This is a genomic window from Cupriavidus basilensis, from assembly GCF_000876015.1.
Classification (GTDB): domain Bacteria; phylum Pseudomonadota; class Gammaproteobacteria; order Burkholderiales; family Burkholderiaceae; genus Cupriavidus; species Cupriavidus basilensis_B.
Map to the genome: position 1 here is coordinate 1 of NZ_BBQM01000010.1, position 21,288 is coordinate 21,288.

At 70.7% G+C, this 21,288-nt stretch carries 21 protein-coding genes, 1 other RNA gene and 1 riboswitch; of the genes, 15 read left to right on the forward strand and 7 right to left on the reverse strand.

Annotated elements, in window-relative coordinates:
* Window positions 1-431 precede the first annotated feature (431 nt).
* A complete protein-coding gene (locus KF708C_RS05790) occupies window positions 432-1,238 on the reverse strand; it encodes a PAS domain-containing transcriptional regulator (protein ID WP_059411058.1) in 807 nt (268 codons plus the stop codon).
* Window positions 1,239-1,522: 284 nt separating this feature from the next.
* Between KF708C_RS05790 and KF708C_RS05795 the strand changes: the two genes are divergently transcribed.
* The 8 genes from KF708C_RS05795 to KF708C_RS05830 all read left to right on the forward strand — a co-directional run bounded on the left by KF708C_RS05795 (window position 1,523) and on the right by KF708C_RS05830 (window position 10,062).
* Window positions 1,523-2,389, forward strand: a complete 867-nt coding sequence (locus KF708C_RS05795; RefSeq protein ID WP_059411060.1) for an FAD binding domain-containing protein — start codon at window positions 1,523-1,525, stop codon at window positions 2,387-2,389.
* A 106-nt stretch (window positions 2,390-2,495) separates the two neighbouring features.
* Window positions 2,496-3,017, forward strand: a complete 522-nt coding sequence (locus KF708C_RS05800; RefSeq protein ID WP_020206939.1) for a (2Fe-2S)-binding protein — start codon at window positions 2,496-2,498, stop codon at window positions 3,015-3,017.
* A 73-nt stretch (window positions 3,018-3,090) separates the two neighbouring features.
* Window positions 3,091-5,502, forward strand: a complete 2,412-nt coding sequence (locus KF708C_RS05805) for an aerobic carbon-monoxide dehydrogenase large subunit (RefSeq protein WP_059411061.1) — start codon at window positions 3,091-3,093, stop codon at window positions 5,500-5,502.
* A 57-nt stretch (window positions 5,503-5,559) separates the two neighbouring features.
* A complete protein-coding gene (locus KF708C_RS05810; RefSeq protein ID WP_059411063.1) occupies window positions 5,560-6,180 on the forward strand; it encodes an SRPBCC family protein in 621 nt (206 codons plus the stop codon).
* Between the two features lie 15 nt (window positions 6,181-6,195).
* Complete coding sequence (locus tag KF708C_RS05815; RefSeq protein WP_020206936.1) at window positions 6,196-7,089, forward strand: AAA family ATPase; 894 nt, start codon at window positions 6,196-6,198, stop codon at window positions 7,087-7,089.
* Entirely contained in the window at window positions 7,083-8,285 is a 1,203-nt protein-coding gene (locus KF708C_RS05820; protein WP_059411065.1) for a vWA domain-containing protein, read from the forward strand. Before KF708C_RS05815 ends, KF708C_RS05820 begins: the two co-directional genes overlap by 7 nt.
* Window positions 8,286-8,305: 20 nt before the next feature.
* Window positions 8,306-9,400, forward strand: a complete 1,095-nt coding sequence (locus tag KF708C_RS05825) for an XdhC family protein (RefSeq protein WP_059411067.1) — start codon at window positions 8,306-8,308, stop codon at window positions 9,398-9,400.
* The gene (locus tag KF708C_RS05830; protein ID WP_059411069.1) at window positions 9,397-10,062 is read left to right on the forward strand and encodes a nucleotidyltransferase family protein; all 666 of its coding nucleotides are present in this window, start codon (window positions 9,397-9,399) and stop codon (window positions 10,060-10,062) included. Before KF708C_RS05825 ends, KF708C_RS05830 begins: the two co-directional genes overlap by 4 nt.
* On the opposite strand, the gene KF708C_RS05835 is transcribed toward KF708C_RS05830, so the two are convergent.
* The 6 genes from KF708C_RS05835 to KF708C_RS05860 form a co-directional block, all read right to left on the reverse strand.
* Window positions 10,022-10,723: an SIMPL domain-containing protein gene (locus KF708C_RS05835; protein WP_020204313.1), complete on the reverse strand. Its 702-nt coding sequence runs from the start codon at window positions 10,721-10,723 to the stop codon at window positions 10,022-10,024. The two genes, KF708C_RS05830 and KF708C_RS05835, sit on opposite strands and share 41 nt — an antisense overlap.
* Window positions 10,724-10,824: 101 nt before the next feature.
* Window positions 10,825-11,652, reverse strand: a complete 828-nt coding sequence (locus KF708C_RS05840; RefSeq protein ID WP_020423855.1) for a sulfite exporter TauE/SafE family protein — start codon at window positions 11,650-11,652, stop codon at window positions 10,825-10,827.
* Window positions 11,653-11,744: 92 nt separating this feature from the next.
* Window positions 11,745-12,239: an EVE domain-containing protein gene (locus KF708C_RS05845; RefSeq protein ID WP_059411073.1), complete on the reverse strand. Its 495-nt coding sequence runs from the start codon at window positions 12,237-12,239 to the stop codon at window positions 11,745-11,747.
* A 293-nt stretch (window positions 12,240-12,532) separates the two neighbouring features.
* Window positions 12,533-12,744: non-coding RNA, 6S RNA (gene ssrS / locus KF708C_RS05850), on the reverse strand.
* A 329-nt stretch (window positions 12,745-13,073) separates the two neighbouring features.
* On the reverse strand, window positions 13,074-13,415 hold the full coding sequence (locus tag KF708C_RS05855; protein ID WP_020204316.1) for a cell division protein ZapA: 342 nt from the start codon (window positions 13,413-13,415) through the stop codon (window positions 13,074-13,076).
* Window positions 13,412-13,735 (reverse strand): hypothetical protein, encoded by a 324-nt coding sequence (locus KF708C_RS05860; protein WP_020204317.1) that lies wholly within the window; start codon window positions 13,733-13,735, stop codon window positions 13,412-13,414. The genes KF708C_RS05855 and KF708C_RS05860 overlap by 4 nt, the downstream gene beginning before the upstream one ends.
* Before the next feature lie 218 nt (window positions 13,736-13,953).
* Window positions 13,954-14,200: riboswitch (cobalamin riboswitch) on the forward strand.
* A gap of 82 nt (window positions 14,201-14,282) precedes the next feature.
* Between KF708C_RS05860 and KF708C_RS05865 the strand changes: the two genes are divergently transcribed.
* The 7 genes from KF708C_RS05865 to cobC are packed head-to-tail and all read left to right on the forward strand — an operon-like array spanning window position 14,283 to window position 21,278.
* Window positions 14,283-16,304: a TonB-dependent receptor plug domain-containing protein gene (locus KF708C_RS05865; RefSeq protein ID WP_231586391.1), complete on the forward strand. Its 2,022-nt coding sequence runs from the start codon at window positions 14,283-14,285 to the stop codon at window positions 16,302-16,304.
* Between the two features lie 12 nt (window positions 16,305-16,316).
* Window positions 16,317-17,324: a FecCD family ABC transporter permease gene (locus KF708C_RS05870; RefSeq protein ID WP_020204319.1), complete on the forward strand. Its 1,008-nt coding sequence runs from the start codon at window positions 16,317-16,319 to the stop codon at window positions 17,322-17,324.
* Window positions 17,325-17,329: 5 nt separating this feature from the next.
* The gene (locus KF708C_RS05875) at window positions 17,330-18,181 is read left to right on the forward strand and encodes an ABC transporter ATP-binding protein (RefSeq protein ID WP_029043879.1); all 852 of its coding nucleotides are present in this window, start codon (window positions 17,330-17,332) and stop codon (window positions 18,179-18,181) included.
* On the forward strand, window positions 18,178-18,837 hold the full coding sequence (cobO, locus tag KF708C_RS05880; RefSeq protein ID WP_020204321.1) for a cob(I)yrinic acid a,c-diamide adenosyltransferase: 660 nt from the start codon (window positions 18,178-18,180) through the stop codon (window positions 18,835-18,837). Before KF708C_RS05875 ends, cobO begins: the two co-directional genes overlap by 4 nt.
* A 45-nt stretch (window positions 18,838-18,882) precedes the next feature.
* The gene (cobT, locus tag KF708C_RS05885; RefSeq protein WP_020204322.1) at window positions 18,883-19,923 is read left to right on the forward strand and encodes a nicotinate-nucleotide--dimethylbenzimidazole phosphoribosyltransferase; all 1,041 of its coding nucleotides are present in this window, start codon (window positions 18,883-18,885) and stop codon (window positions 19,921-19,923) included.
* Between the two features lie 30 nt (window positions 19,924-19,953).
* Entirely contained in the window at window positions 19,954-20,718 is a 765-nt protein-coding gene (locus tag KF708C_RS05890; RefSeq protein WP_059411075.1) for an adenosylcobinamide-GDP ribazoletransferase, read from the forward strand.
* Window positions 20,703-21,278, forward strand: coding sequence for an alpha-ribazole phosphatase (gene cobC, locus KF708C_RS05895; RefSeq protein ID WP_059411077.1), 576 nt, complete (start codon window positions 20,703-20,705; stop codon window positions 21,276-21,278). The genes KF708C_RS05890 and cobC overlap by 16 nt, the downstream gene beginning before the upstream one ends.
* Window positions 21,279-21,288: the final 10 nt, after the last annotated feature.

Genomic DNA, 21,288 nt, shown 5'->3' on the forward strand with positions numbered 1-21,288 from the left:
CGCCCACCACGAAACCAGTGCCGGTGCTACGCCGTGACCGCCAAAACCGGTAACGGCAGATGCCCGAACCAGCAGTGCGCTTGCCATCATAGGTCTGACCCCGCAACCCATACCGCCAGCCAGATCGTGGCCAGCCGAACCGGTAACGGCAGGATGCCAGCAGAACCACAGGCCCCACCACGAAACCACCAACAAGAGAAATCCCAACGTTTCTGCCCCTGCCGGCTAGGCAGCCCGCTTTCTTTGCCTACTTTCTTTTCGGGGAAAAGAAAGTAGGTCGCTCCGGGGGAGCGAAAGCCTTTGACTTTGACTTTGATGTTGACTTTGAATTTGACTTTGACGTTCAGCCGCTGGCTTTGAAGTTGACTTCGATCTTGACGTTAAAGCTCTTAAAGCCGTTGACCTTGAACCTGAATAAAATTCCAAAAAAATCACGCCACCCCCAACCTCTCCCTCAACTCCGCGATCTTCGCCCGGCTGACCGGCACCAGCGTGCGCTGCGCATCATCCATGACCAGTTGCACACGCTCCTCGTTCCTCACTACCTCCACCGCGTAAGCCAGGCTGACGATATGGCTGCGGTGCACCCGCAGATAAACACTGTCGTCGAGCCGCATCTCCAGGTCGGTCAGCGACAGGTTGGAGAGATAGTGCTCGTCCCTGGTGACGATGGTCGTGTAGTGCCCGTCGCCCTGGAAGCGCACGATGTCCTTGAGGTCCACCAGGATCACGCGGTTCTTGCGGTACACGGGGATCTTGAACAGCCGGCGCGGTAGCGGCGTGCTGCCTGACGCGGGCGCGTGGTGCGGCTCGGTGGTGATGTCGGTCACGTCGTAGAAGATCATGCAGGTGCCGCATGCACCGCCGCTGTCCGCCATCTTGGACACCTTGATGAGCAGCACGCGGTCCGGGATGTTGATCATCATCGCCAGCGGCGGCGGCGACTTGACCGGGCAGCCGCTGGCATCCTCGGACTGCAGCAGGAAGCGCAGTTTCTCGCGGCTTTTTTCCGGGTGCAGCTGCACCACGTCGATGCCGATCAGCCGGTCCTGGCTGACGCCGAGCGACTGCTCGCTGGCGGGGCCGAGGATTTGCAGCGCAACATCGTTGAAGGCGGTGACGCGGCCTTGCGCATCGAGCCAGACGATGCCCGGGTTGAACTGTTCCAGCTTGTGCTGGAAGGTCTCGTTGCGGCGCACCTCGGGGGCTGGCGGGGTGAACGGCGCGAGGCGGTCCATTGTGCAATCTCCTGGTTTCGATGTCGGCCTGTCGTTGTTCTTGTCTTCGCGCCCGCGGTTGCCCGGTTGCTGCCCATCGCGCGCCTGCGCGGCAATTCTGTTGTACGTCCCTGCCGTAGTTCGTGCAAGTTTCCCGGCGGTTGACGCAGCCTTGCCGGGCGTTCGGGAAGTCACATTGCTTTGCTGCGCTGCATTATGAAATGCTCCTGAAAACACAGCGATGCGCGCAAGGCCGCCGGCACGGACCGCAGGCGCGGGCGCGCGAGCGAGACAAGGAGACCAGCGTGATCCCCCGCCCGTTTGAATATCATGCGCCCAGGACGCTGCCCGAGGCGGTGGCCATGCTCGAGGAATACGGCGACGGCGCCAAGCTGCTGGCGGGCGGGCACAGCCTGCTGCCGATGATGAAGCTGCGCTTCGCCGAGCCGGCCCACCTGATCGACCTCGGCAAGGTCGAGGGACTGAAGGGCATCCGCGAGGAAGGCGGCGAGCTGCGCATCGGCGCCATGACCACCGAGAACGAGCTGATCTGGTCGGCGCTGCTGCAGCAGAAGTGCCCGCTGCTGGTGGAGGGCGCGCGCCTGATCTCGGACCCGCAGGTGCGCTACCGCGGCACCATCGGCGGCGACATCTCGCACGGCGATCCGGGCAACGACCATCCGGCGCTGATGATCGCGCTGGACGCTTCCTTCGTGCTGGCCGGCAAGCTGGCCGAGCGCGTGGTGCCGGCCGACGGCTTCTTCCTCGGCACTTACATGACGCTGCTGGAGCCGGGCGAGATCCTCACGGAAATCCGCATCCCGGTGCCGGCGCCGGGCAGCGGACACTGCTACGCCAAGCTCAAGCGCAAGTCCGGCGACTTCGCCACCGCGGCGGCGGCCGTGATGCTGCGCCGGCGCGGCGAGACGGTGGAGGACGTGCGCATCGCGCTGACCAACGTCGCGCCCACGGCGATCCGCGCCACCGACGCCGAGCAGAGCCTGCGCGGCAAGCCGCTCGACGACGCGGCCATCGCCGAGGCGGCGCGGCTGGCGATGGCCATCTGCGACCCGGCCGAGGACCTGCGCGGCGACGCCGAATACAAGACCGCGATGGCGGGCGAGATGACGCAGCGGGCGCTGCGCACCGCGTGGTCGCGCGCCGCGCCGTAGCCGGGCGCCAGCCGCGCGGCGGGTTGCACGGCAAACAGCACAGCAAACAGCACCGCAGGCCGCGCACGCGCGCGGCGACCATCGCAAGCCCCAGCGGAGACCGGACATGATCAAGAAAGTGATGGTGTCGTTCAAGCTCAACGGCAAGGACACCGACGTGGTGGCCGAGCCGCGCGAATTGCTGATCCACACCCTGCGCGAGCGCTGCCTGCACACCGGCCCGCACATCGGCTGCGAGACCTCGCACTGCGGGGCCTGCACGGTGGACCTGGACGGCATGTCGGTCAAGTCCTGCACGGTGCTCACGGTGCAGGCCGAGGGCGCCGAGGTGCTGACCGTGGAGGGGCTGGCGCAGGGCGGCGAGCTGCATGCGCTGCAGGAGGCCTTCATGCAGGAGCACGCGCTGCAGTGCGGCTTCTGTACGCCCGGCATGCTGATGCGCGCGTACCGCCTCCTGCAGGAAAACCCCGACCCGTCCGAAGAAGAGATCCGCTACTGGATGGCCGGCAACCTGTGCCGCTGCACGGGCTACCAGAACATCGTCAAAGCGGTGCAGTATGCCGCCCGCAAGCTGCGCGGCGAAGCGGTGCAGACCTCGCATCCGCTGATGGACGAGGCAACGCACTGACGCGGCCGGATGGACCATGCCGGGCGCGCAATGGCCGTGCCCGGCGTCTGAAGCAGACGCACGGAGACGCACCATGGGAACGATGAACGCCGAAGCCGAGCGCCTCGCCGCGCTGGAGGGCATGGGCTGCTCGCGCAAGCGCCGCGAAGACCCGCGCTTCCTGCAGGGCAAGGGCACCTATGTCGATGACATCAAGATGCCGGGCATGCTGTTCGGCGCGATGGTGCGCAGCCCCTACGCGCACGCCCGCGTGAAGAAGATCGACAAGTCGCGCGCGCTGGCGCACCCCGGCGTGCACGCGGTGCTGACCGCCGACGACCTCAAGCCGCTCAAGCTGCACTGGATGCCGACGCTGGCCGGCGACGTGCAGGCGGTGCTGGCCGACGAGAAGGTCTGCTTCCAGAACCAGGAGGTGGCCTTCGTGGTGGCCGACGACCGCTACGTGGCGGCCGACGCCGCCGAGCTGGTCGAGGTGGAATACGAGGAGCTGCCCGCGCTGGTGGACCCGCACCTGGCGCTGGCGCCGGACGCGCCGGTGATCCGCGAGGACATCCGCGACAAGCAGGTGGGCGCGCACGGCGCGCGCCGGCATCCCAACCACATCTTCAACTGGAAGATCGGCGACAAGGACAAGACCGACCGCGCCTTCGACAATGCCGAGGTCACGGTCACGCAGGAGATGCTGTATCCGCGCGTGCATCCGTGCCCGCTGGAGACCTGCGGCTGCGTCGCGTCCTACGACAAGGCGCGCGGCGACCTGACCGTGTACATCACCTCGCAGGCGCCGCACGTGGTGCGCACCGTGGTGGGCATGCTGTCGGCGATCCCGGAGTCCAAGATCCGCATCGTCTCGCCCGACATCGGCGGCGGCTTCGGCAACAAGGTCGGCGTGTATCCGGGCTACGTGGTGTCGATCGTGGCGTCGATCGTGCTGGGCCGGCCGGTCAAGTGGATCGAGTCGCGCGCCGAGAACCTGAGCAGCACCGCGTTCGCGCGCGACTATCACATGAAGGGCGAGCTGGCCGCCGACCGCGACGGGCGCATCAAGGCGCTGCGCGTGAACGTCGTCGCCGACCACGGCGCGTTCGATGCATGCGCCGACCCGAGCAAGTGGCCGGCCGGCATGTTCCACGTCTGCACCGGCTCGTATGCGATTCCCAACGCCTTCGTCTCGGTCGACGGCGTCTACACCAACAAATTCCCGGGCGGCGTGGCCTACCGCTGCTCGTTCCGCGTGACCGAGGCGGTCTACCTGATCGAGCGCATGATCGACGTGCTGGCGCTCAAGCTCGGCATCGACAAGACCGAGCTGCGGCTGCGCAACTTCATCCGCAAGGACCAGTTCCCGTATCTCACGCCGCTCGGGCTGGAGTACGACTCGGGCGACTACGAGCCGGCGCTGCGCAAGGTGCTGGCCGCGGTGGACTATCGCGCGCTGCGCGCCGAGCAGGACGCGCGCCGCGCCGACCCCGAGGCCGAGTGGCTGATGGGCATCGGCGTGTGCACGTTCACCGAGATCGTCGGCGCGGGGCCGTCCAAGGCGTGCGACATCCTCGGCATCGGCATGTTCGACTCGTGCGAGATCCGCGTGCATCCGGACGGCTCGGCCATCGCGCGCATGGGCACCATCACGCAGGGACAGGGCCACCAGACCACCTACGCGCAGATCATCGCGTCGGAGGCCGGCATCCCGGCCTCGGTGATCCAGGTGGAGGAGGGCGACACGTCCACCGCGCCCTACGGGCTGGGCACCTACGGCTCGCGCTCCACGCCGGTGGCGGGCGCGGCGGTGGCGCGCGCGGCGCGCAAGATCCGCGAGAAGGCCCGGCTGATCGCCGCGCACCTGTTCGAGGCCGGCCCCGACGACGTGGAGTTCGACCTCGACCGCTTCGTGCTCAAGGGCTCGCCGGGCAAGTTCAAGACCTTGAAGGAAGTGGCCTGGGCCGCCTACAACAACGTGCCCGAAGGCATGGAGATGGGGCTGGAGGCGGTGGACTACTACGACCCGCCCAACTTCACGTTCCCGTTCGGCGCCTACCTGTGCGTGCTCGACATCAACCGCCATTCGGGCGAGACGCGCGTGCGGCGCTTCTACGCGCTCGACGACTGCGGCACGCGCATCAACCCGATGATCATCGAAGGGCAGATCCACGGCGGCCTGACCGAAGGCTTCGCGGTGGCGATGGGGCAGGAGCTGCCCTACGACGAAGCCGGCAACCTGCTGGGCGGCACGCTGATGGACTACTTCGTGCCGACCGCGCTGGAGACGCCGCACTGGGACACCGACTTCACCGTCACGCCGTCGCCGCACCATCCGATCGGCGCCAAGGGCGTGGCCGAGTCGCCGCACGTGGGCTCGATCCCGTGCTTCACCTCGGCGGTGGTCGATGCGTTCGCCCATCTCGGCATCACGCACATGAACATGCCGCACAACGCCTACCGCGTCTGGCAGCAATGCCGTGCGCTCGGCCTGGCGCAGCGCTGACGCCGGGCCCGACCACGCGCGCCGCGCCGCGGCACGCAAGCCTGCGAGGACAAGCTGATGAAAGTCGTGCTCGAAAAGGTCTTCCCGCTCGCCGCCGGTGCCGACGCGGCCTGGCAGTCGCTGCAGGACATCGCCGCGGTGGCCGGCTGCATGCCGGGCGCCGCCATCACCGAGCGCGTGGACGACACGCACTACAAGGGCACCATCGTCGTGCGGCTCGGGCCGGCCACGATGTCGTTCAAGGGCGAGATCGAGGTGCTCGGCCTGGACCCGGCCGCGCGCAGCCTGCACCTGGCTGGCAAGGGCGCGGACTCGACCGGCACCTCGGGCGCGTCGATGGACCTGCTGGCGACCGTGCAGGGCAGCGAGGGCAGCGGCGGCGCCTGCGCGCTGTCCGGCAGGAGCGAGGTGACGATGAGCGGCAAGGCGGCCGCGTTCGGCGGCCGCATGATGAACACCGTGGCCGACCAGATCCTCAAGCAGTTCGCGGCCAACTTCGACGCGCTGGCGCAGTCGCGGCAGGCGCCCGCGCGGGATGCGGCGGCGCCGGACGGCGACACCGCGCCGGCCACGGTGGCCCAGGCCGCGCCGCCGCGCACCGAACTCAACGGCCTCGCGCTGGCGTGGGCGGTGCTGCGCGACTGGCTGCGCGGGATCTTCTCGCGCAAGGCCACCTGACGCAGGCACGCCGCCATGCCAGCCGACCGCATGCCCGACGTGGCGGCGCTGCAGCAGCGCCTGGCGCAGCATGGCTACATCGCCGAGCGCAGCTTCGCCGCCACCCTGCTGCTGACGCTGGAGATGCGCCGCCCGCTGCTGCTCGAGGGCGAGGCCGGCGTGGGCAAGACCGAGGTCGCCAAGGCGCTGGCGCGGCTGCTCGGCACGCGCCTGATCCGCCTGCAGTGCTACGAAGGGCTGGACGCGCACGCGGCGCTCTACGAATGGAACTACCAGCACCAGTTGCTGGCGATCAAGCTGCTGGAGCAGGACCCGCGCTCGGTGGCCGACAAGGAGCAGGACATCTTCTCCGAGCGCTACCTGCTCAAGCGCCCGCTGCTCGACGCGATCACCGCCACGCCGGCGCCGGTGCTGCTGATCGACGAGATCGACCGCACCGACGAAGCGTTCGAGGCCTACCTGCTGGAGTTGCTGTCGGACTTCCAGATGTCGATCCCCGAGCTGGGCGTGGTGCGCGCAACCGAGCGGCCCTACGTGGTGCTGACCTCCAACGGCACGCGCGAGATCTCCGACGCGCTGCGCCGCCGCTGCCTCTACCAGTACGTGGACTACCCGGGCTTCGACAAGGAACTGCTGATCGTGCGCATGCAGGTGCCGGACGTGCCCGAGGCGCTGGCGCGGCAGATCGTGGAGTTCGTGCAGGCGGTGCGGCAGATGGACATGCAGAAGCGCCCCGGCCTGGCCGAGACGCTGGACTGGGCCTCGGCCCTGCTGCGCCTGGGCGTGAGCGCGCTCGACCCCGGCGGCGCCGAGCGCATCATGGATTCGCTGGCCGCGCTGGTGAAGACGCGCGCGGACCTGGCCGGGCTCACGCGCCCGGTCGTCGAAAAACTGGCGGCGGCATGCTGAACGCGCTGCCCGGCGCCGCGCAGCGCGCTCCCGAGACGGACCTGGCGGCGCGGCTGGTGTCGCGCTACACCGGCTTCGCGGGCTGGCTGCGCGCCAACGGCTTCCGCGTGGCGAGCGAGGACATGGCGGCCTCGATGGAAGTGGCGCGGCGCATGGGCCAGCTCGACAGCGAGCTGCTGCGCTGGAGCCTGCGCGCGCTGCTGTGCTCGCGCGCCGAGGAGTGGCGCCGCTTCGACGCCCTGTTCGATGCCTACTTCCAGCGGCCCAACCGGCGCGCGCTGGCGCCGGCGCAGGCCAGCGGCGCCGGGCGCCTGGAGCCGCGCCGCGACGCCGGGCCGGGAGACGACAGCGAAGGCACCGCGCTGGCTTGCGCCGGCCCCGAGGCGGAGACGCTGGCGGCGGAGGGCAGCGCGGCCGCGCGCGGCGCCAGCGCGGCGGAGTCGCTCGCGCACGCGGATTTCCGCCATCTCAACCAGCCCGACGCGCTGTTCGCCATCGACGACGCGATCCGGCGCTTCGCGCAGCGGCTGCGCGGCGTGCAGACGCGGCGCGAGCGCAGCGCGGCGTCGGGCCGCATGATCGACATGGCCGCCACCATCCGGCGCAGCGTGTCGCGCGGCGGCCTGCCGCTGGAGCTGGCGTGGCGGCAGCGCCGGCGGCAACGCCCGCGCATCGTGCTGCTGCTGGACGTGAGCCGCTCGATGAGCCTGTACAGCTTTTTCTTCCTGCGCCTGGCGCGCGTGCTGAGCGCGCGGCTGGCCGACGTGCACTGCTTCATTTTCCACACCACGCTGGCGAACGTGGGGCAGGCGCTGCGCGACCCCGACCCGTGGCGCTCGCAGGAGCGCCTCGCGCTGCTGTCGGCGGGCTGGGCCGGCGGCACGCGCATCGGCGAAAGTCTGGAGGCGTTCAACCGCCGCCACGGCGCGGCGCTGCTGCATTCGCGCACGGCGGTGGTGATCGTCAGCGACGGCTACGACGCGGGCGAGCCCGGCCTGCTGCAGGAAGCCCTGCGCAAGATGCGGCGGCGCTGCCGCCGGCTGGTCTGGCTCAACCCGCTGATGGGCCAGCCCGGCTTCACGCCGGCCAGCGCCGGCATGTCGGCGGCGCTGCCGTATCTCGACCTGCTGGCCGGCGCGCGCGACCTGGCGAGCCTGCGGCAGGTGCTGCCGCAAGTCCTGTCGGTATTGCAGTAAACGACGTTCCGGACCCTGCCATGAACCACGCCACCATAGACCCCGCCACAGACACCGCCACGGACGCCATCGACGGCGAAGCGCTGCTGCTGCGCGAGCAGCGGCTGATCGACGCGCTGCGCCCGTTCGCGGTGATCACCGTGATCCGCGCGCAGCCGCCCACCTCGGCCTGGGTGGGCGCGCAGGCGCTGCTGGAAGAGGACGGCGCGCTGCACGGCTGGGTCGGCGGCGGCTGTTCGCGCGCCATCGTGATCCAGGCCGCGCTGGAGGCGATCCGCACCGGCGCCCCCAAGCTGCTGCGCATCAGCAACGCGCCCGCGGCGGCGGAGGCCGGCATCGAGATGCACGCCATGCCGTGCGCGAGCAACGGCACGCTGGAGCTGTTCATCCAGCCGACCCTGCCGCCGCCGGTGGCGCTGGTGTTGGGCGCCACGCCGACCGCGCTGGAAGCCTGCGTGCTGGCGCAGCGCATGGGCTTCGCCGTGGTGGCCGCGGCCGGCATGACGGTGCCGCTGGCGGCGCTGGGCCTGCGCCAGGTGGTGGCGGGCTACGACCCGGCCGCGCTCGCCGCGCTGGCGCCGCGGCTGGTGCTGGTGGCCACCCAGGGCGACGGCGACGAGGACGCGCTGGAAGCGGCGCTGCGCGGCCCGGCCGCGGCGGTGCTGCTGGTGGCGAGCCAGCGCAAGGCGCAGACGCTGCGCGAGGCCATGCAGCGGCGCGGCATCGCGCCGCAGCGGCTGGCCGCGCTGCATGCGCCGGCCGGCCCGCACATCCACGCGCGCACGCCGCAGGAGATCGCGCTCGGCGCGGTAGCCGGGCTGGTGGCGCTGCGCCGGCAGATGGAGGAAGAACAGGCCGCGCAGGCGCCCGCGCAGAGCGGCGAGGCGCTGCCGGCGATGCTGCCGTGCGAATCGATGGCACCGGCTCCCGCCGCCACCGCCGCGCGCTACGTCAATCCGGTGTGCGGCATGGCGGTCGACATCGCGTCGGCCAGGCACGTGGTCGAGCATGGCGGGCAGCGCGTGTATTTCTGCTGCGACGGCTGCAAGGTGGAGTTCGAGCGCGACCCGGACAAATACCTGCCGGCCGCGCGCGGCGCGCGCAAGGCCACATGAGCGCGCCGGCGGACGCGGCGTTGCCGGCCTTCTCGGCGGTGGTGCTGGCCGCGGGCATGTCGTCGCGCATGGGCGGGCCGCACAAGCTGCTGCTGCCGCTGGACGGCGAGCCGGCGGTGCGGCGCACGGTGCGCGCGCTGCTGGCGGCGCGGCCGCGGGAGATCGTGGTGGTGACGGGTTACAAGGGCCGCGAGGTGATCGGCGCGCTCGACGGCCTGCCGGTCGCTTTCCAGCCGAACCCGCGCTACGAGGAAGGGCAGATGACCTCGGTGGCCGCCGGCGTGGCGGCGCTGCGCATGCCGTGCAGCGTGGTGCTGGTGTGCCTGGCCGATCAGGTCCTGCTGGAGGCGGCCGACTACCTGGAACTGGTGCGCGCGTTCGCGGCGATGCCGCGCGGCGCGATCGTGGTGCCCATGCACGCGGGGCAGCGCGGCAACCCGGTGGCGTTCTCGGCGAGCTACGCCGCGGAGGTCGTGGCAGGACACGTGAATCCGGGCTGCCGCAGGCTGATCGCCGAGCACCCGGACGAGGTCTTCGTCCACGAGGCCGGCCACGACCGCTTCACCACCGACATGGATACGCCGGAAGACTACGCGCGCATCGCCGCGCGCGTGGCGCGGCTCACTTCAGCATCTGCACCGAGCCGTTCACCGTCACCGTGACCTGGGCCTTGCCGCCCTCGACCGGCACCGGCGCCGCGTCCGACATCATGGCCTTGGCCGCGTACATGCGCGGCATCGGCTGCACCGCGCCGATCTCGCTGACCTGCACTTCGCGGATCGCGTAGCTGCTGTAGCCGAACAGCTTGGTGGTGGTGTCGGCCTTGGCGCGGAACGAGGCCACGGCCTGCTCGGCCAGCCTGGCCTCGGTGGCCTGGCGCGTTTCGCGCGAGAGCGAGAAGGCGATGTTCTGCACCTGCATCTGGCTGGCAAGCTGGCCGGCGAGCTTCGAGACCGCGGCGAAGTCGCGCGATTGCAGGATCACCTCGGCGCGCCCGCGCCAGGTGCTGATGCGGCCGTTGCGGTCGGTGGACGGGTTGATCGTGAAGCCGCCCGATTCCGCCTGCACGCCGGCCGTGCGCCGGGCCTGCGCGATGACCTGCTGCGCCTTGGCGGACAGCGCGGACGAGATCGCGCCGGGCTCGGCGCCTTCCTGCTCGGCGGCCAGGGTCAGGTGGACCACGTCGGTGGGCACGTCGGTGGCGGCCTGGGCCGACAGCGACAGCACGCCGGCGGGCGCGGGATCGCGGGCCGGGGCGCCGCCCTGGGCCGAGGCGATCATGGCGGTGGTGCCGAGCAGCGTGGCGGCAAGCAGTTTTTTCATGGTGTTCTCCCGTTTCTGGCAATGCGTATTCTGACGCACCCGCGGCGCGATCGTTCCACGATGCGGGATCGACCTTGTATCCGCCCACTTGTATCCGCCCGCTAGAGCGCCTGGAGCGCGAACGCGTGCCACGCCTTCCACAGCATGTAGGCCGACAGGCAGAACAGCAGGCAGGCGAAGACCTTCTTCAGCTGCGCCACGTCCAGGCGGTGCGCGGTGCGCGCGCCCAGCGGCGCGGTCAGCACGCTGGCCAGCGCGATCACCGCCAGCGCGGGCAGGTAGATGTAGCCGAGCGAGCCGGCCGGCAGCCCCGCCACGCCGAAGCCGCTCCACACGTAGCCGATCACGCTGGCCACCGCGATCGGGAAGCCGAGCGCGGCCGAGGTGGCCACGGCGTTGTGGATCGGCACGTTGCACCAGGTCATGAACGGCACCGAGACGAAGCCGCCGCCGGCGCCCACCAGGCTGGACAGGAAGCCGATCACGCCGCCCGCGCCGAGCATGCCCGGCGTGGCCGGCAACTGGCGGTGTGGCGCGGGCTTGCGGTTGCGCAGCATCTGCCAGGCCGAGAAGCCGACGAACACCGAGAACAGCAGCGACAGCCAGCCGGTCTTGAGCGCGGCGAAGACCTTGCCGCCGCCGAGCAGGCCGCCGGCCAGGATGCCGGGCGCCAGCGCGAGCACCAGCTTCCAGCGCACCATGCCGTGCAGGTGGTGGGCGCGCACCGAGGACAGCGAGGTAAACAGGATGGTCGCCATCGAGGTGGCGATCGCCATGTGGACGATGGCTTCGTGCGGGAAATCCAGGTAGGTGAACAGCAGCGTGAGGAAGGGCACCATCAGCATGCCGCCGCCCACGCCGAGCAGGCCGGCGCAGAAGCCGGTAAAGGCGCCGAGCAGCAACAGCCCGGGAATCAGGGAGACATGCATGGAACGAGGCCGGCCTTGTGGATGTCGTTGGCGCCGATGCGCCGGGGAGGGCGGGCGCGGCGCGCGCCGCGCGGGGGCAGCCGATCAGGCGGTCAGCCCATCAGCCGCGTGGTGATGAAGCGCCATTCGGCTGGCGTCACCGGCGTGATGGACAGGCGGTTGCCCCGCCGCAGCACCACCATGTCGGCCAGTTCCTCGTGCGCGCGCAGGTCGGCCAGCGAGATCAGCGGGCCCTTGCCGACGTAGCGCACGTCGACCAGCACCCAGCGCGGCGCGTCGGGCCTGGAGGCGTCGTCGTAATACCCGCTCTCGGGATCGAACTGGGTGGGATCGGGGTAGGGCTGCGAGCCGACCTCGGCCAGGCCGGCGATGCCGGGCTGCGGGCACGACGAGTGATAGAACAGCACGCCGTCGCCGATGCGCATGGCGTCGCGCATGAAGTTGCGCGCCTGGTAGTTGCGCACGCCGGTCCAGGGCAGCGTGCCGCGCCTGGCGAGGTCGTCGATGCTGGCCTCGTTCGGCTCCGATTTCATCAGCCAGTACTGGCGGGCCCGGTCGGCGGCATTGGCTTGCGAGGAGCGGCTCATTGGCGGGTTGGCTCACGGCGGAGTGGCGTTGGCGACAGCGCTATGGTGCAGCAAGCCCGGCCAAAAGAAAACCGTGTATGCCAATCGTGCGGCAGTCGCGCAGCAGCCGTGCGCGGCTCGCGCGGCCGGGTGCGCCGCGCGGGCGCGAAGCGTGAAAAATGCGAAAAACGCGAGGAAATGCGGGGAGGCGCGAGGAACCGGCAGGCATCGCCAGGGCCGCGCAAAAAGAGGCCGCGCAAAAAAAACGAGCGCAAAAAAAAGGCGGTGGTTTCAAACCACCGCCTTCTCTCGTTGGGGTCCCCGCCTCGGCCGCTGGATCGGCATCCTGAACCCAAGTGAGGTTCAGAGTGGCTGCGGAAGCCGCATTTTGGGTACATCACTGACTCAGGGAGTCCCGACTGCGAACTTTGAATCAAGCGACGCGCTCGCCCACACGGCATTGTCCCGCACCAACAAATGCTTATCGGTTCAAGGAATATGATCCTGACGAACCAGGCAGGGAAACTGTCAAACGTCTGACTTTGTTGCCGTAGGACCAATCGCTTCCGCAGGCTGTCAGACGTTTGCCGTTTCTAACTTGGATGGGATGAAAACGGCGGTCAGGCACGATAACCCGACCTTTGGTGTCGCGACTATGTGGCTTGGCGCGACTTGGCTCCACTATACACCGCCGGGCATTTCATACCAAGCCCGCCGTGCCGGGCCGTTACATTTTGCCGACGCGCGCGGCACCTCGGGCACATCGCGGTCATCGCGGCGTCACAACTGTGCCGTGCGGGGCACCGCGCCGCGGCCGGCCGCGCGCGGTCCTGCCCGGTCCGCGCCCGGCCCCGTTCAGCCGCGGGAAATGGGCGCGCCGGTGCCGACATGGGCGTACTGGCGCAGCGCCTCGTCGGCGCGCTCGTTGAGCTCGCGGATGCGCGCGCGCACGGCGTCCACCGGAATCGCGCCGTCTTCCTGCTGCTTGCGCTTGAGCGAGAGCAGGTCCGAGGCGATGCTGATGGCCGCCATCACCGCCACGCGCTCCACGCCCTTGGCGGAGACGCCGCTCTTGAGGCGGGTCATCTGGTCGTCTACCAGGGCCACCGCTTCCAGCAGCGCGGCTTCGTTGTCCGGCGCGATGGCGAAGCGGTAGGACTGGCCGGCGATGCTGACTTCGACTTGCTTGTTGCTCATGCGTTTTCTCCGGGTGCCTTGGTGAGGGCGCTGTCCGCGGCCTGCGCGGCGCCGTCGCCGAGCAGGTCGAGCTGGCGGGCGTCGCTGGCGGTGGGGAGCTTGTCGAGGATCGACTGGATGCGCAACTGCGCTTCCTCGATCTTGATATTGAGCAGCTCCCGGTCGGCGGCCATCGCCTCGCGGTCGCCGCGCAGCTGGCTGGCCTCGGCCTGCAGGCGTTCGATCTCCTCGCGCAGGCGCTGGTTCTCCGCTGCCAGGGTGTCGGCGTGATGCAGCACGCGCCCGATCTTGGCGGCGAGTTGTTCGAGTTCGGTGAGCATAGAGCCTGTCATATCCGGGTTTCGGGTTCTGGGATTTTAGCCCAAGCGCTCCGCGCGCAGCCGTGGAAAGCAGCCCGGTGTGACCGGGCCAGCGCGCCGAAGTTGCATGCAACGTCGCCCAACGGGCGCCGCGGCGGCATTTCCTGCCTGCTTCCATGCGTTTTCGCGCGGCCCGGGGCGGTGCGCGGGGCGTCATTGACGCTCGCGGTGAAACTGCCTACACTCGCGCACGTTCCAGGTGCTCGCAATCCTGTTCACTACAGGGTTGCAGTTCAACGGGAAACAGGGAGCCAGCCGCCGCCGCCAGGGCGCGTGCCGGGCCAACCTGTGCTGCCCCCGCAACGGTAAGCGACCGCGATCGGAAATATCGCAAGGCCGACCCATCAGCCACTGAACCGCAAGGTCCGGGAAGGCGGTCGGACTGGTGTCGCCAGCCCGGATACCGGCCTGAACGAGAGTGCGCCGCCTTCCGCAGGATGCGTGGCGCGCTTCGTCGCCAGACGGTCCGCGGGGGAACGGACCAGGCTGCTCTCTCCCTCTTCGCACCATGCGTTCATCGTCTTCCCGGCATCGCCGGCCGGCATCGCCGGCGCTTCGCCAGTCTGTTCCCGTTCTCGTTGCCGCGCGCGCGCGCCGGCCATTGTCCGCCGGCCTGCTTGCCGTGCTCGCCGCCGGCGCGCACGGCCTGGCCCAGGCCCAGCCGGTTCCCGACAGCGAACCCGCGCCGCAGCCGGCCGCGCAGCCTGCCGTCGCGCAACCGGTCGCACAACCCGCCGCGCAATCTGCCGCACAACCGGCCACGCAACCCGCCGCCACGCCGCTGGCCCCGGTGGTGGTGACGGCCACGCGCACCGCGCAGGCGCTGACCGAGGCGCTGCCGCACACCACCGTGGTCACGCAGCAGGACATCGTCAACTCGCAGGCGCCCGACCTGCGCACGCTGCTGCGCTCGCAGGCCGGCGTGGAATTCGCCGCCAACGGCGGCATGGGCGCCAACACCACGCTGTTCATGCGCGGCGCCAACGGCAACCAGACTCTGATCCTGATCGACGGCGTGCGCGTGTCGTCGGCCAGCAGCGGCACGGCGCAGCTGGCCAACATCCTGCCCGACCAGATCGACCACATCGAGGTGGTGCGCGGCAACGTGTCGGCGCTGTACGGCTCGGACGCCATCGGCGGCGTGGTGCAGATCTTCACCAAGACCGGCGCGGGCAAGCCGCCCGCGGCCAACGCGCAGATCGAGTACGGCAGCAACAACACGCGCCAGGCCACGGTGGGCTACGGCGGCCAGGTCGGCGACACCTCGTTCAACCTCACCGGCTCGATCTTCAAGACCGACGGCTTCTCCGCCGTCAACCCGCAGCAGCAGCCCAAGGCCAATCCCAACGACAACCCCTACGACAACAAGAGCGTGTCGGGCCAGGTCAAGCACCGCTTCACCAGCGACTGGGACGCGGGCGTCACGGCCTACTACTCCAAGAGCAAGCTGTCCTACGACAGCACCTCGGGCAAGCCCACCGACGTCTGGTGGATGGACAGCGAGCTCTACACCGTATCGGGTTTCGTCAACGGCAAGCTGGGCCGGGACTGGAGCACGCATTTCAAGGTGGCGCAGAGCGAGGACCGCAGCACCACGACCAGGAACGGCCTGTTCGACAGCCGCTTCAACACGCGCAACCGCCAGTACACCTGGCAGAACGAATACGCGCTGGCGCCCACGCACACGCTGCTGTTCGGCGCCGAGTACGCGCAGCAGGAGCTCGATTCGAGCTCCTACGCCACGCCGGTGCGCAATATCGCCTCGGTGTTCGCCGGCTACGACGGCCGCCTGGGCAAGCACCAGCTGCAGCTCAACGTGCGCAACGACCACTACTCGGACTTCGGCAGCCAGGCCAGCTACTTCGCCGGCTACGGCTACAACCTGACCGAGGCCTTCAAGCTGATCGCCAATGCCAGCAACGCCTTCCGCGCGCCCACCTTCAACGAGCTGTACTACCCCGGCTACGGCCAGCCCGGCATCCAGCCCGAGCGCGCCCGCTCGGTCGAGCTCGGCGCGCAGTACAGCACCGACGGCGCCGGCCTGCTGCGCGTGACCGCGTTCGAGACCCGCTACGACAACCTGATCGTCTCGGCGCTGCAGCCCAATGGTCTGTACCTGGCGCAGAATGTCGCCGAAGCCAAGGTGCAGGGCGTCGAGGCCTCGTGGCGCGCGCGCCTGCTGGGCACCGACGTGGGCGCCAGCGTGACCTTCCAGAACCCGCTCGACGAGCAGAACAACACCCAGTTGCTGCGCCGCGCGCGCCGCCACGCCGCCTTCGACGTGGGCCGCCAGTTCGGCGACTTCCGCCTCGGCGGCGAGTGGGTCATTTCGTCGGCGCGCCTGGACAGCGGCTCGCGCACGCTGGGCGGATACGGTATCGTCAACCTCAACGCCCGCTACAACATCGACAAGCAATGGTTCATCGCCGCCCGCGTGGAAAACCTGTTCGACAAGAACTACCAGCTCGCCTATCCCTACAACACGCAGGGGCGCGCCGGCTTTGTCACGCTGGGCTGGCGCCAGCGTTGACGGCGGCCTGAGATGCGCCGCGCGCTGGCCGTCTGGCTGATGCTCGCCGCCGCCGGCGCGGCGGTGTTCGTGCTGTCGCTGGCGGTGGGCAGCGTGCCGCTGAGCGCGGCGCAGGTGTGGCACGCGCTGGCCGGCGGCGGGGCCGACACCGCCGACACCGCCAGCGCCATCGTGCGCGAGCTGCGCCTGCCGCGCGCGGCCGCGGCCTTCGCCTGCGGCGGCCTGCTGGCGCTGACCGGCGCACTGATGCAGGTGCTGCTGCGCAACCCGCTGGCCGAGCCCTACGTGCTGGGCGTCTCGGGCGGCGCGGCCACCGGCGCGCTCGGCGCCATGCTGATGATGTGGCCGCTGTGGACCGTGCAGGCCGGCGCCGCCGGCGGCGCGCTGTTCTCGATGCTGCTGGTGGCCACGCTGGCGCGGCGCGACCTGCTGCATCCGCAGGTGCAGGGCGGCCACCACGAGGCCGGCTCGCGCCTGCTGCTGACCGGCGTGATCCTGGCCGCGGGCTGGGGCGCGCTGATCACGCTGATTCTGAGCGTGGCGCCCGAGGCGCGCCTGCGCGGCATGCTGTTCTGGCTGACCGGCGACCTCGGCGGCACCGCCAGCTACGGTCTCGCGCTCGGCGCGCTGGCGCTGGCCGTGCTGCTGGCCATGCCGCTGGCGCGCGCGCTCAACGCCATGCTGATGGGCGAGACCGTGGCGCAGGCGCTCGGCGTGCGCGTGGGCGCGGTGCGCATGTCGGTGTTCGTGCTGGCCTCGGTGGCGATCGCGGTGGCCATCACCTCGGCCGGCTCGATCGGCTTCGTCGGGCTGGTGGTGCCGCACCTGGTGCGGCTCGCGTGGGGCAACGACCAGCGCCTGCTGCTGCCGGCCTCGGCGCTGCTGGGCGGCGCGCTGCTGATGGCGGCCGACCTGGTGGCGCGCACCGTGATCGCGCCGGCGCAGTTGCCGGTGGGCGTCATCACCGCGCTGCTGGGCGTGCCGACCTTCCTCTTCCTGTTGCTGCGCAGGCCGCGCTGATGCCGATGCCAAGCTGGAACGAACCCGTCTCGAACTGTCCCGTGCTGGCGTTGCGGGCCCTGCAGTTGCGCGCCGGCGCGCGCGTGCTGCTCGACGGTCTGAGTTTGTCGGTGCGGGCCGGCGAGCTGTGGTGCGTGGTTGGCCCCAACGGCGTGGGCAAGTCCACGCTGATGTCGGTGCTGGCCGGGCTGCGCAAGCCGGACGGCGGCGCGGTGCTGCTCGACGGCCGCGCGCCGCTGGAGATCGCGCCGGCCGCGCTCGCGTTGCAGCGCGCGTATCTGCCGCAGGCGGTGAGCGACACCTTCTCGATGCGCGTGCGCGACGCGGTGGCGGTCGGCCGCCATCCGCACCTGTCGGGCTGGGGCTGGGCGCGCCGCGAGGACGATGCCGTCGTCGCCGCGGTGATGCGCGAGCTCGATCTCGACGCGCTCGCCGCGCGCGACGTGCTGACCCTGTCCGGCGGCGAGCGCCAGCGCGTCTCGCTGGCCGCCACGCTGGCGCAGCAGGCGCCGCTGCTGCTGCTCGACGAACCCGCCGCGCATCTCGACCTGCGCCACCAGATCATGGTGCTGGACACGATGGCGGGCCTGGCGCGCGCCGGCCGCCATGCCGTGATCGTGATCCTGCACGACCTCAACCTCGCGCGCCGCTACGCCACCCACGCGCTGCTGCTGGCCGAGGACGGCCTGTGCCTGCACGGCGCGGCCGCCGACGTCCTCACGCCGGCGCACTGCTCGCACGCGCTGCGCACGCCGATCGTCAGCGTCAGCGACGGCCGGCATACCGCGCTGATCGCGCACGGCGCCTTCCACCCGCACCCGGGCGGGCCAGACGAACAAGACGGAATTTCATCATGACCGAACCCAACGCCAACGCCAACGCCAACGCCAATACCACCCCCACGCCGGAAGACGCCGCGCGCGACGAGCGCCACAACGCACGCATGGCGCGCAAGAAGGACGTGGTCGACGCCAAGATCGCCGCCGCGCAGGACGAGCGCGGCGTGATCGTCATCACCACCGGCAACGGCAAGGGCAAGTCCAGCTCCGGCTTCGGCATGGTGGTGCGCGCGCTCGGCCACGGCATGCAGGCCGCCGTGGTGCAGTTCATCAAGGGCGCGATCCCGAGCGGCGAGGAAATGTTCCTGCGCCGCTTCCCGGACCAGTGCGCGTTCCACGTGATGGGCGAGGGCTACACCTGGGAGACCCAGGACCGCGCGCGCGACGTGGCCAAGGCCGAAGCCGCGTGGGAAGTCGCGCGCGGCCTGCTGCGCGACCCGGCCATCGGCCTGGTGCTGCTGGACGAGCTCAACATCGCGCTCAAGCTGCACTACCTCGACGTGGACACCGTGATCGCCGACCTGCGCGCGCGCCCGCCGATGCAGCACGTGGTGATCACCGGCCGCGGCGCGCCGCAGGCGCTGATCGACGCCGCCGACACGGTGACGGAGATGACGCCGGTCAAGCACGCGTTCAAGCAAGGCATCAAGGCCCAGCGCGGCATCGAGATGTAAGCTCGCGCTACGCGATTCCAGAACGACTACGAGTATTCGAACATCATGCAGTTTCCCGCCATCGTCCCGCTCGATGCTTCTCTCCGCCCGGCGCTGCAGGCCGCCATCGACGCCAAGACCAAGCCGCTCGGCGCGCTGGGCCGGCTCGAATCGCTGGCCCTGCGGATCGGCCTCATCACCGGCAGCACCGCGCCCGAGCTCCGGCGCCCGGCGGTGATCGTGTTCGCCGCCGACCACGGCATCGCCGATGCCGGCGTGAGCGCCTATCCGGCCGAGGTGACGGCGCAGATGGTGCTCAACTTCCTCGGCGGCGGCGCCGCCATCAACGTGTTCGCGCGCCAGCACGGGCTGGCGCTGGAGGTGGTGGACGCCGGCGTGCGCGCGCCGCTGCCGGCCGCGCCGGGGCTGGTCAACTGCCGCATCGCCGCCGGCACGCGCAACTTCGCGCGGGAGCGCGCGATGAGCGCGGAGCAGGCCGAGGCGGCGCTCACCGCCGGCATGGCGCGCGTGCTGCGCCACGCGCAGCTGGGCACCAACGTGATCGCCTTCGGCGAGATGGGCATTGCCAATACCTCGTCGGCCGCCTGCCTGATGAGCCGGCTCGCCGGCACGCCGCTCGACGCCTGCATCGGCCGTGGCACCGGGCTGGATGATGCCGGCCTCGCGCGCAAGCGCGCGGTGCTGGCGCAGGCGCTGGAGCTGCATGCCGATGCGGTCGAGCCGCTCGACGCGCTGGCCGCGTTCGGCGGCTTCGAGGTCGCCATGATGGCCGGCGCCTTCCTGGCCGCGGCGGCCAGCCGCATGGTGATCGTGGTGGACGGCTTCATCGCCTCGGCCGCGCTGCTGGTGGCGCAGCGCCTCGATCCCGCGGTGCTGGACTACTGCGTGTTCTCGCACTGCTCGCACGAGCACGGCCACCGCGAGCTGCTCGCGCGCTTCGGCGCCGAGCCGCTGCTGGCGCTGGACCTGCGCCTGGGCGAGGGCACCGGCGCGGCGCTGGCCTATCCGCTGCTGGTGTCGGCCACCGCGTTCCTGCGCGAGATGGCCACCTTCGGCGGCGCCGGCGTCAGCACGGCGTCGGCGTAGACTGCGCGGATCGCTCCCAGGCACCGGCCCATGCTCGACGAACTTCGCTACTTCCTCACCGCGGTCGGCTATTTCACGCGCGTGCCGGTGCCGCGCTGGGTCGGCTTCGCGCCGCACTACCTGAACGCGGCGGCGCGCTATTTCCCGCTGGTGGGGCTGCTGGTGGGCGCGCTCGGCGCGCTGGCGAGCTGGGGCGCGCTGCAATGGTGGCCGCCCGGCGTGGCGCTGCTGCTCGGCATGGCGGTGACGCTGCTGGCCACCGGCGCCTTCCACGAAGACGGGCTGGCCGATTGCGTGGATGCCTTCGGCGGCGGCTACCGGGCCGAGGACGTGCTGCGCATCATGCACGACTCGCGCATCGGCGCGTTCGGCGCCATCGCGCTGGTGGTGGCGCTGCTGCTCAAGTGGCAGCTGCTGCTGGCCATCGCCATGCGCGGCGGCACCGCGGACCTGCTGCTGGTGCTGGTGGCCGCGCACGGCGCCAGCCGCGCGCTCGCGGCGAGCTATCTCGCCACGCTCGACTACGTGCGCCCCGAAGGCAAGGCCAAGCCGGTGGCGCAGCGCCTGTCCGGCTTCGGCCTGGCCTTCGCGCTGCTGTGCGGCGCGCTGCCGCTGCTGCTGGTGTCGCCCGCGTTCGCCGGCGCCGCGCTGGCCGCGCTGGCGCTGCTGCGCTGGCCGCTGGGCCGCTACTTCGTGCGGCGCATCGGCGGCTATACCGGCGACTGCCTCGGCATGGCGCAGCAACTGGCCGAACTGCTGATCTACCTCGTGGCGGCGGCATGGACCTGGTCCTGATCCGCCACGCGCAGCCGCAGGTGGCGCCGGGCCTGTGCTACGGCGCGCTCGACCTCGCGCTGGCCGAGCCGGTCGCGCCCGCGCCGGCGCGCATGCTGGCCGCGCTCGATGGGCTGGCCCCGCGGCGCATCCTGTGCAGCACGCAGCAGCGCGCGCGGGCGACCGCGGCGCTGCTGGCCGCGGGCCATGCGCTCGTGCCCGAGCCCGACGCGCGCCTGCGCGAGCTGGATTTCGGCAACTGGGAAGGGCTGGCCTGGGACGCGGTGCCGCGCGCGGAGCTGGACGCCTGGGCCGCCGACCTGCTGCACGCGGCGCCGCACGGCGGCGAGAGCGCGGCCGCGGCGCTGGCGCGCGTGGCGGCCTGGGCCGATGCGCTGCCGGCGGATTCGGGCGATTGCCTGTGGGTGGTCACGCACGCCGGGCCGATGCGCATGCTGGCCGCGCACTGGCTCGGCGTGCCGCTGGCCACCACGCTGGGCTGGGATCTGGCGTTCGGCGCCAGTTGCCGCTTCGCGCTGGGCGGCGGCGCGAAGCGGCTGCGCTGGTGGAACCGGATCTGACGATCCGTCT

What these genes read in the sequence shown, in the direction of transcription:
- KF708C_RS05790 (WP_059411058.1), bottom strand. Translation starts at nt 1,238, where the DNA reads ATGGACCGCCTCGCGCCGTTCACCCCGCCAGCCCCCGAGGTGCGCCGC.
- KF708C_RS05800 (WP_020206939.1), top strand. Translation starts at nt 2,496, where the DNA reads ATGATCAAGAAAGTGATGGTGTCGTTCAAGCTCAACGGCAAGGACACC.
- KF708C_RS05805 (WP_059411061.1), top strand. Translation starts at nt 3,091, where the DNA reads ATGGGAACGATGAACGCCGAAGCCGAGCGCCTCGCCGCGCTGGAGGGC.
- KF708C_RS05810 (WP_059411063.1), top strand. Translation starts at nt 5,560, where the DNA reads ATGAAAGTCGTGCTCGAAAAGGTCTTCCCGCTCGCCGCCGGTGCCGAC.
- KF708C_RS05815 (WP_020206936.1), top strand. Translation starts at nt 6,196, where the DNA reads ATGCCAGCCGACCGCATGCCCGACGTGGCGGCGCTGCAGCAGCGCCTG.
- KF708C_RS05820 (WP_059411065.1), top strand. Translation starts at nt 7,083, where the DNA reads ATGCTGAACGCGCTGCCCGGCGCCGCGCAGCGCGCTCCCGAGACGGAC.
- KF708C_RS05825 (WP_059411067.1), top strand. Translation starts at nt 8,306, where the DNA reads ATGAACCACGCCACCATAGACCCCGCCACAGACACCGCCACGGACGCC.
- KF708C_RS05830 (WP_059411069.1), top strand. Translation starts at nt 9,397, where the DNA reads ATGAGCGCGCCGGCGGACGCGGCGTTGCCGGCCTTCTCGGCGGTGGTG.
- KF708C_RS05835 (WP_020204313.1), bottom strand. Translation starts at nt 10,723, where the DNA reads ATGAAAAAACTGCTTGCCGCCACGCTGCTCGGCACCACCGCCATGATC.
- KF708C_RS05840 (WP_020423855.1), bottom strand. Translation starts at nt 11,652, where the DNA reads ATGCATGTCTCCCTGATTCCCGGGCTGTTGCTGCTCGGCGCCTTTACC.
- KF708C_RS05845 (WP_059411073.1), bottom strand. Translation starts at nt 12,239, where the DNA reads ATGAGCCGCTCCTCGCAAGCCAATGCCGCCGACCGGGCCCGCCAGTAC.
- KF708C_RS05855 (WP_020204316.1), bottom strand. Translation starts at nt 13,415, where the DNA reads ATGAGCAACAAGCAAGTCGAAGTCAGCATCGCCGGCCAGTCCTACCGC.
- KF708C_RS05860 (WP_020204317.1), bottom strand. Translation starts at nt 13,735, where the DNA reads ATGCTCACCGAACTCGAACAACTCGCCGCCAAGATCGGGCGCGTGCTG.
- KF708C_RS05865 (WP_231586391.1), top strand. Translation starts at nt 14,283, where the DNA reads ATGCGTTCATCGTCTTCCCGGCATCGCCGGCCGGCATCGCCGGCGCTT.
- KF708C_RS05870 (WP_020204319.1), top strand. Translation starts at nt 16,317, where the DNA reads ATGCGCCGCGCGCTGGCCGTCTGGCTGATGCTCGCCGCCGCCGGCGCG.
- KF708C_RS05875 (WP_029043879.1), top strand. Translation starts at nt 17,330, where the DNA reads ATGCCAAGCTGGAACGAACCCGTCTCGAACTGTCCCGTGCTGGCGTTG.
- cobO (WP_020204321.1), top strand. Translation starts at nt 18,178, where the DNA reads ATGACCGAACCCAACGCCAACGCCAACGCCAACGCCAATACCACCCCC.
- cobT (WP_020204322.1), top strand. Translation starts at nt 18,883, where the DNA reads ATGCAGTTTCCCGCCATCGTCCCGCTCGATGCTTCTCTCCGCCCGGCG.
- KF708C_RS05890 (WP_059411075.1), top strand. Translation starts at nt 19,954, where the DNA reads ATGCTCGACGAACTTCGCTACTTCCTCACCGCGGTCGGCTATTTCACG.
- cobC (WP_059411077.1), top strand. Translation starts at nt 20,703, where the DNA reads ATGGACCTGGTCCTGATCCGCCACGCGCAGCCGCAGGTGGCGCCGGGC.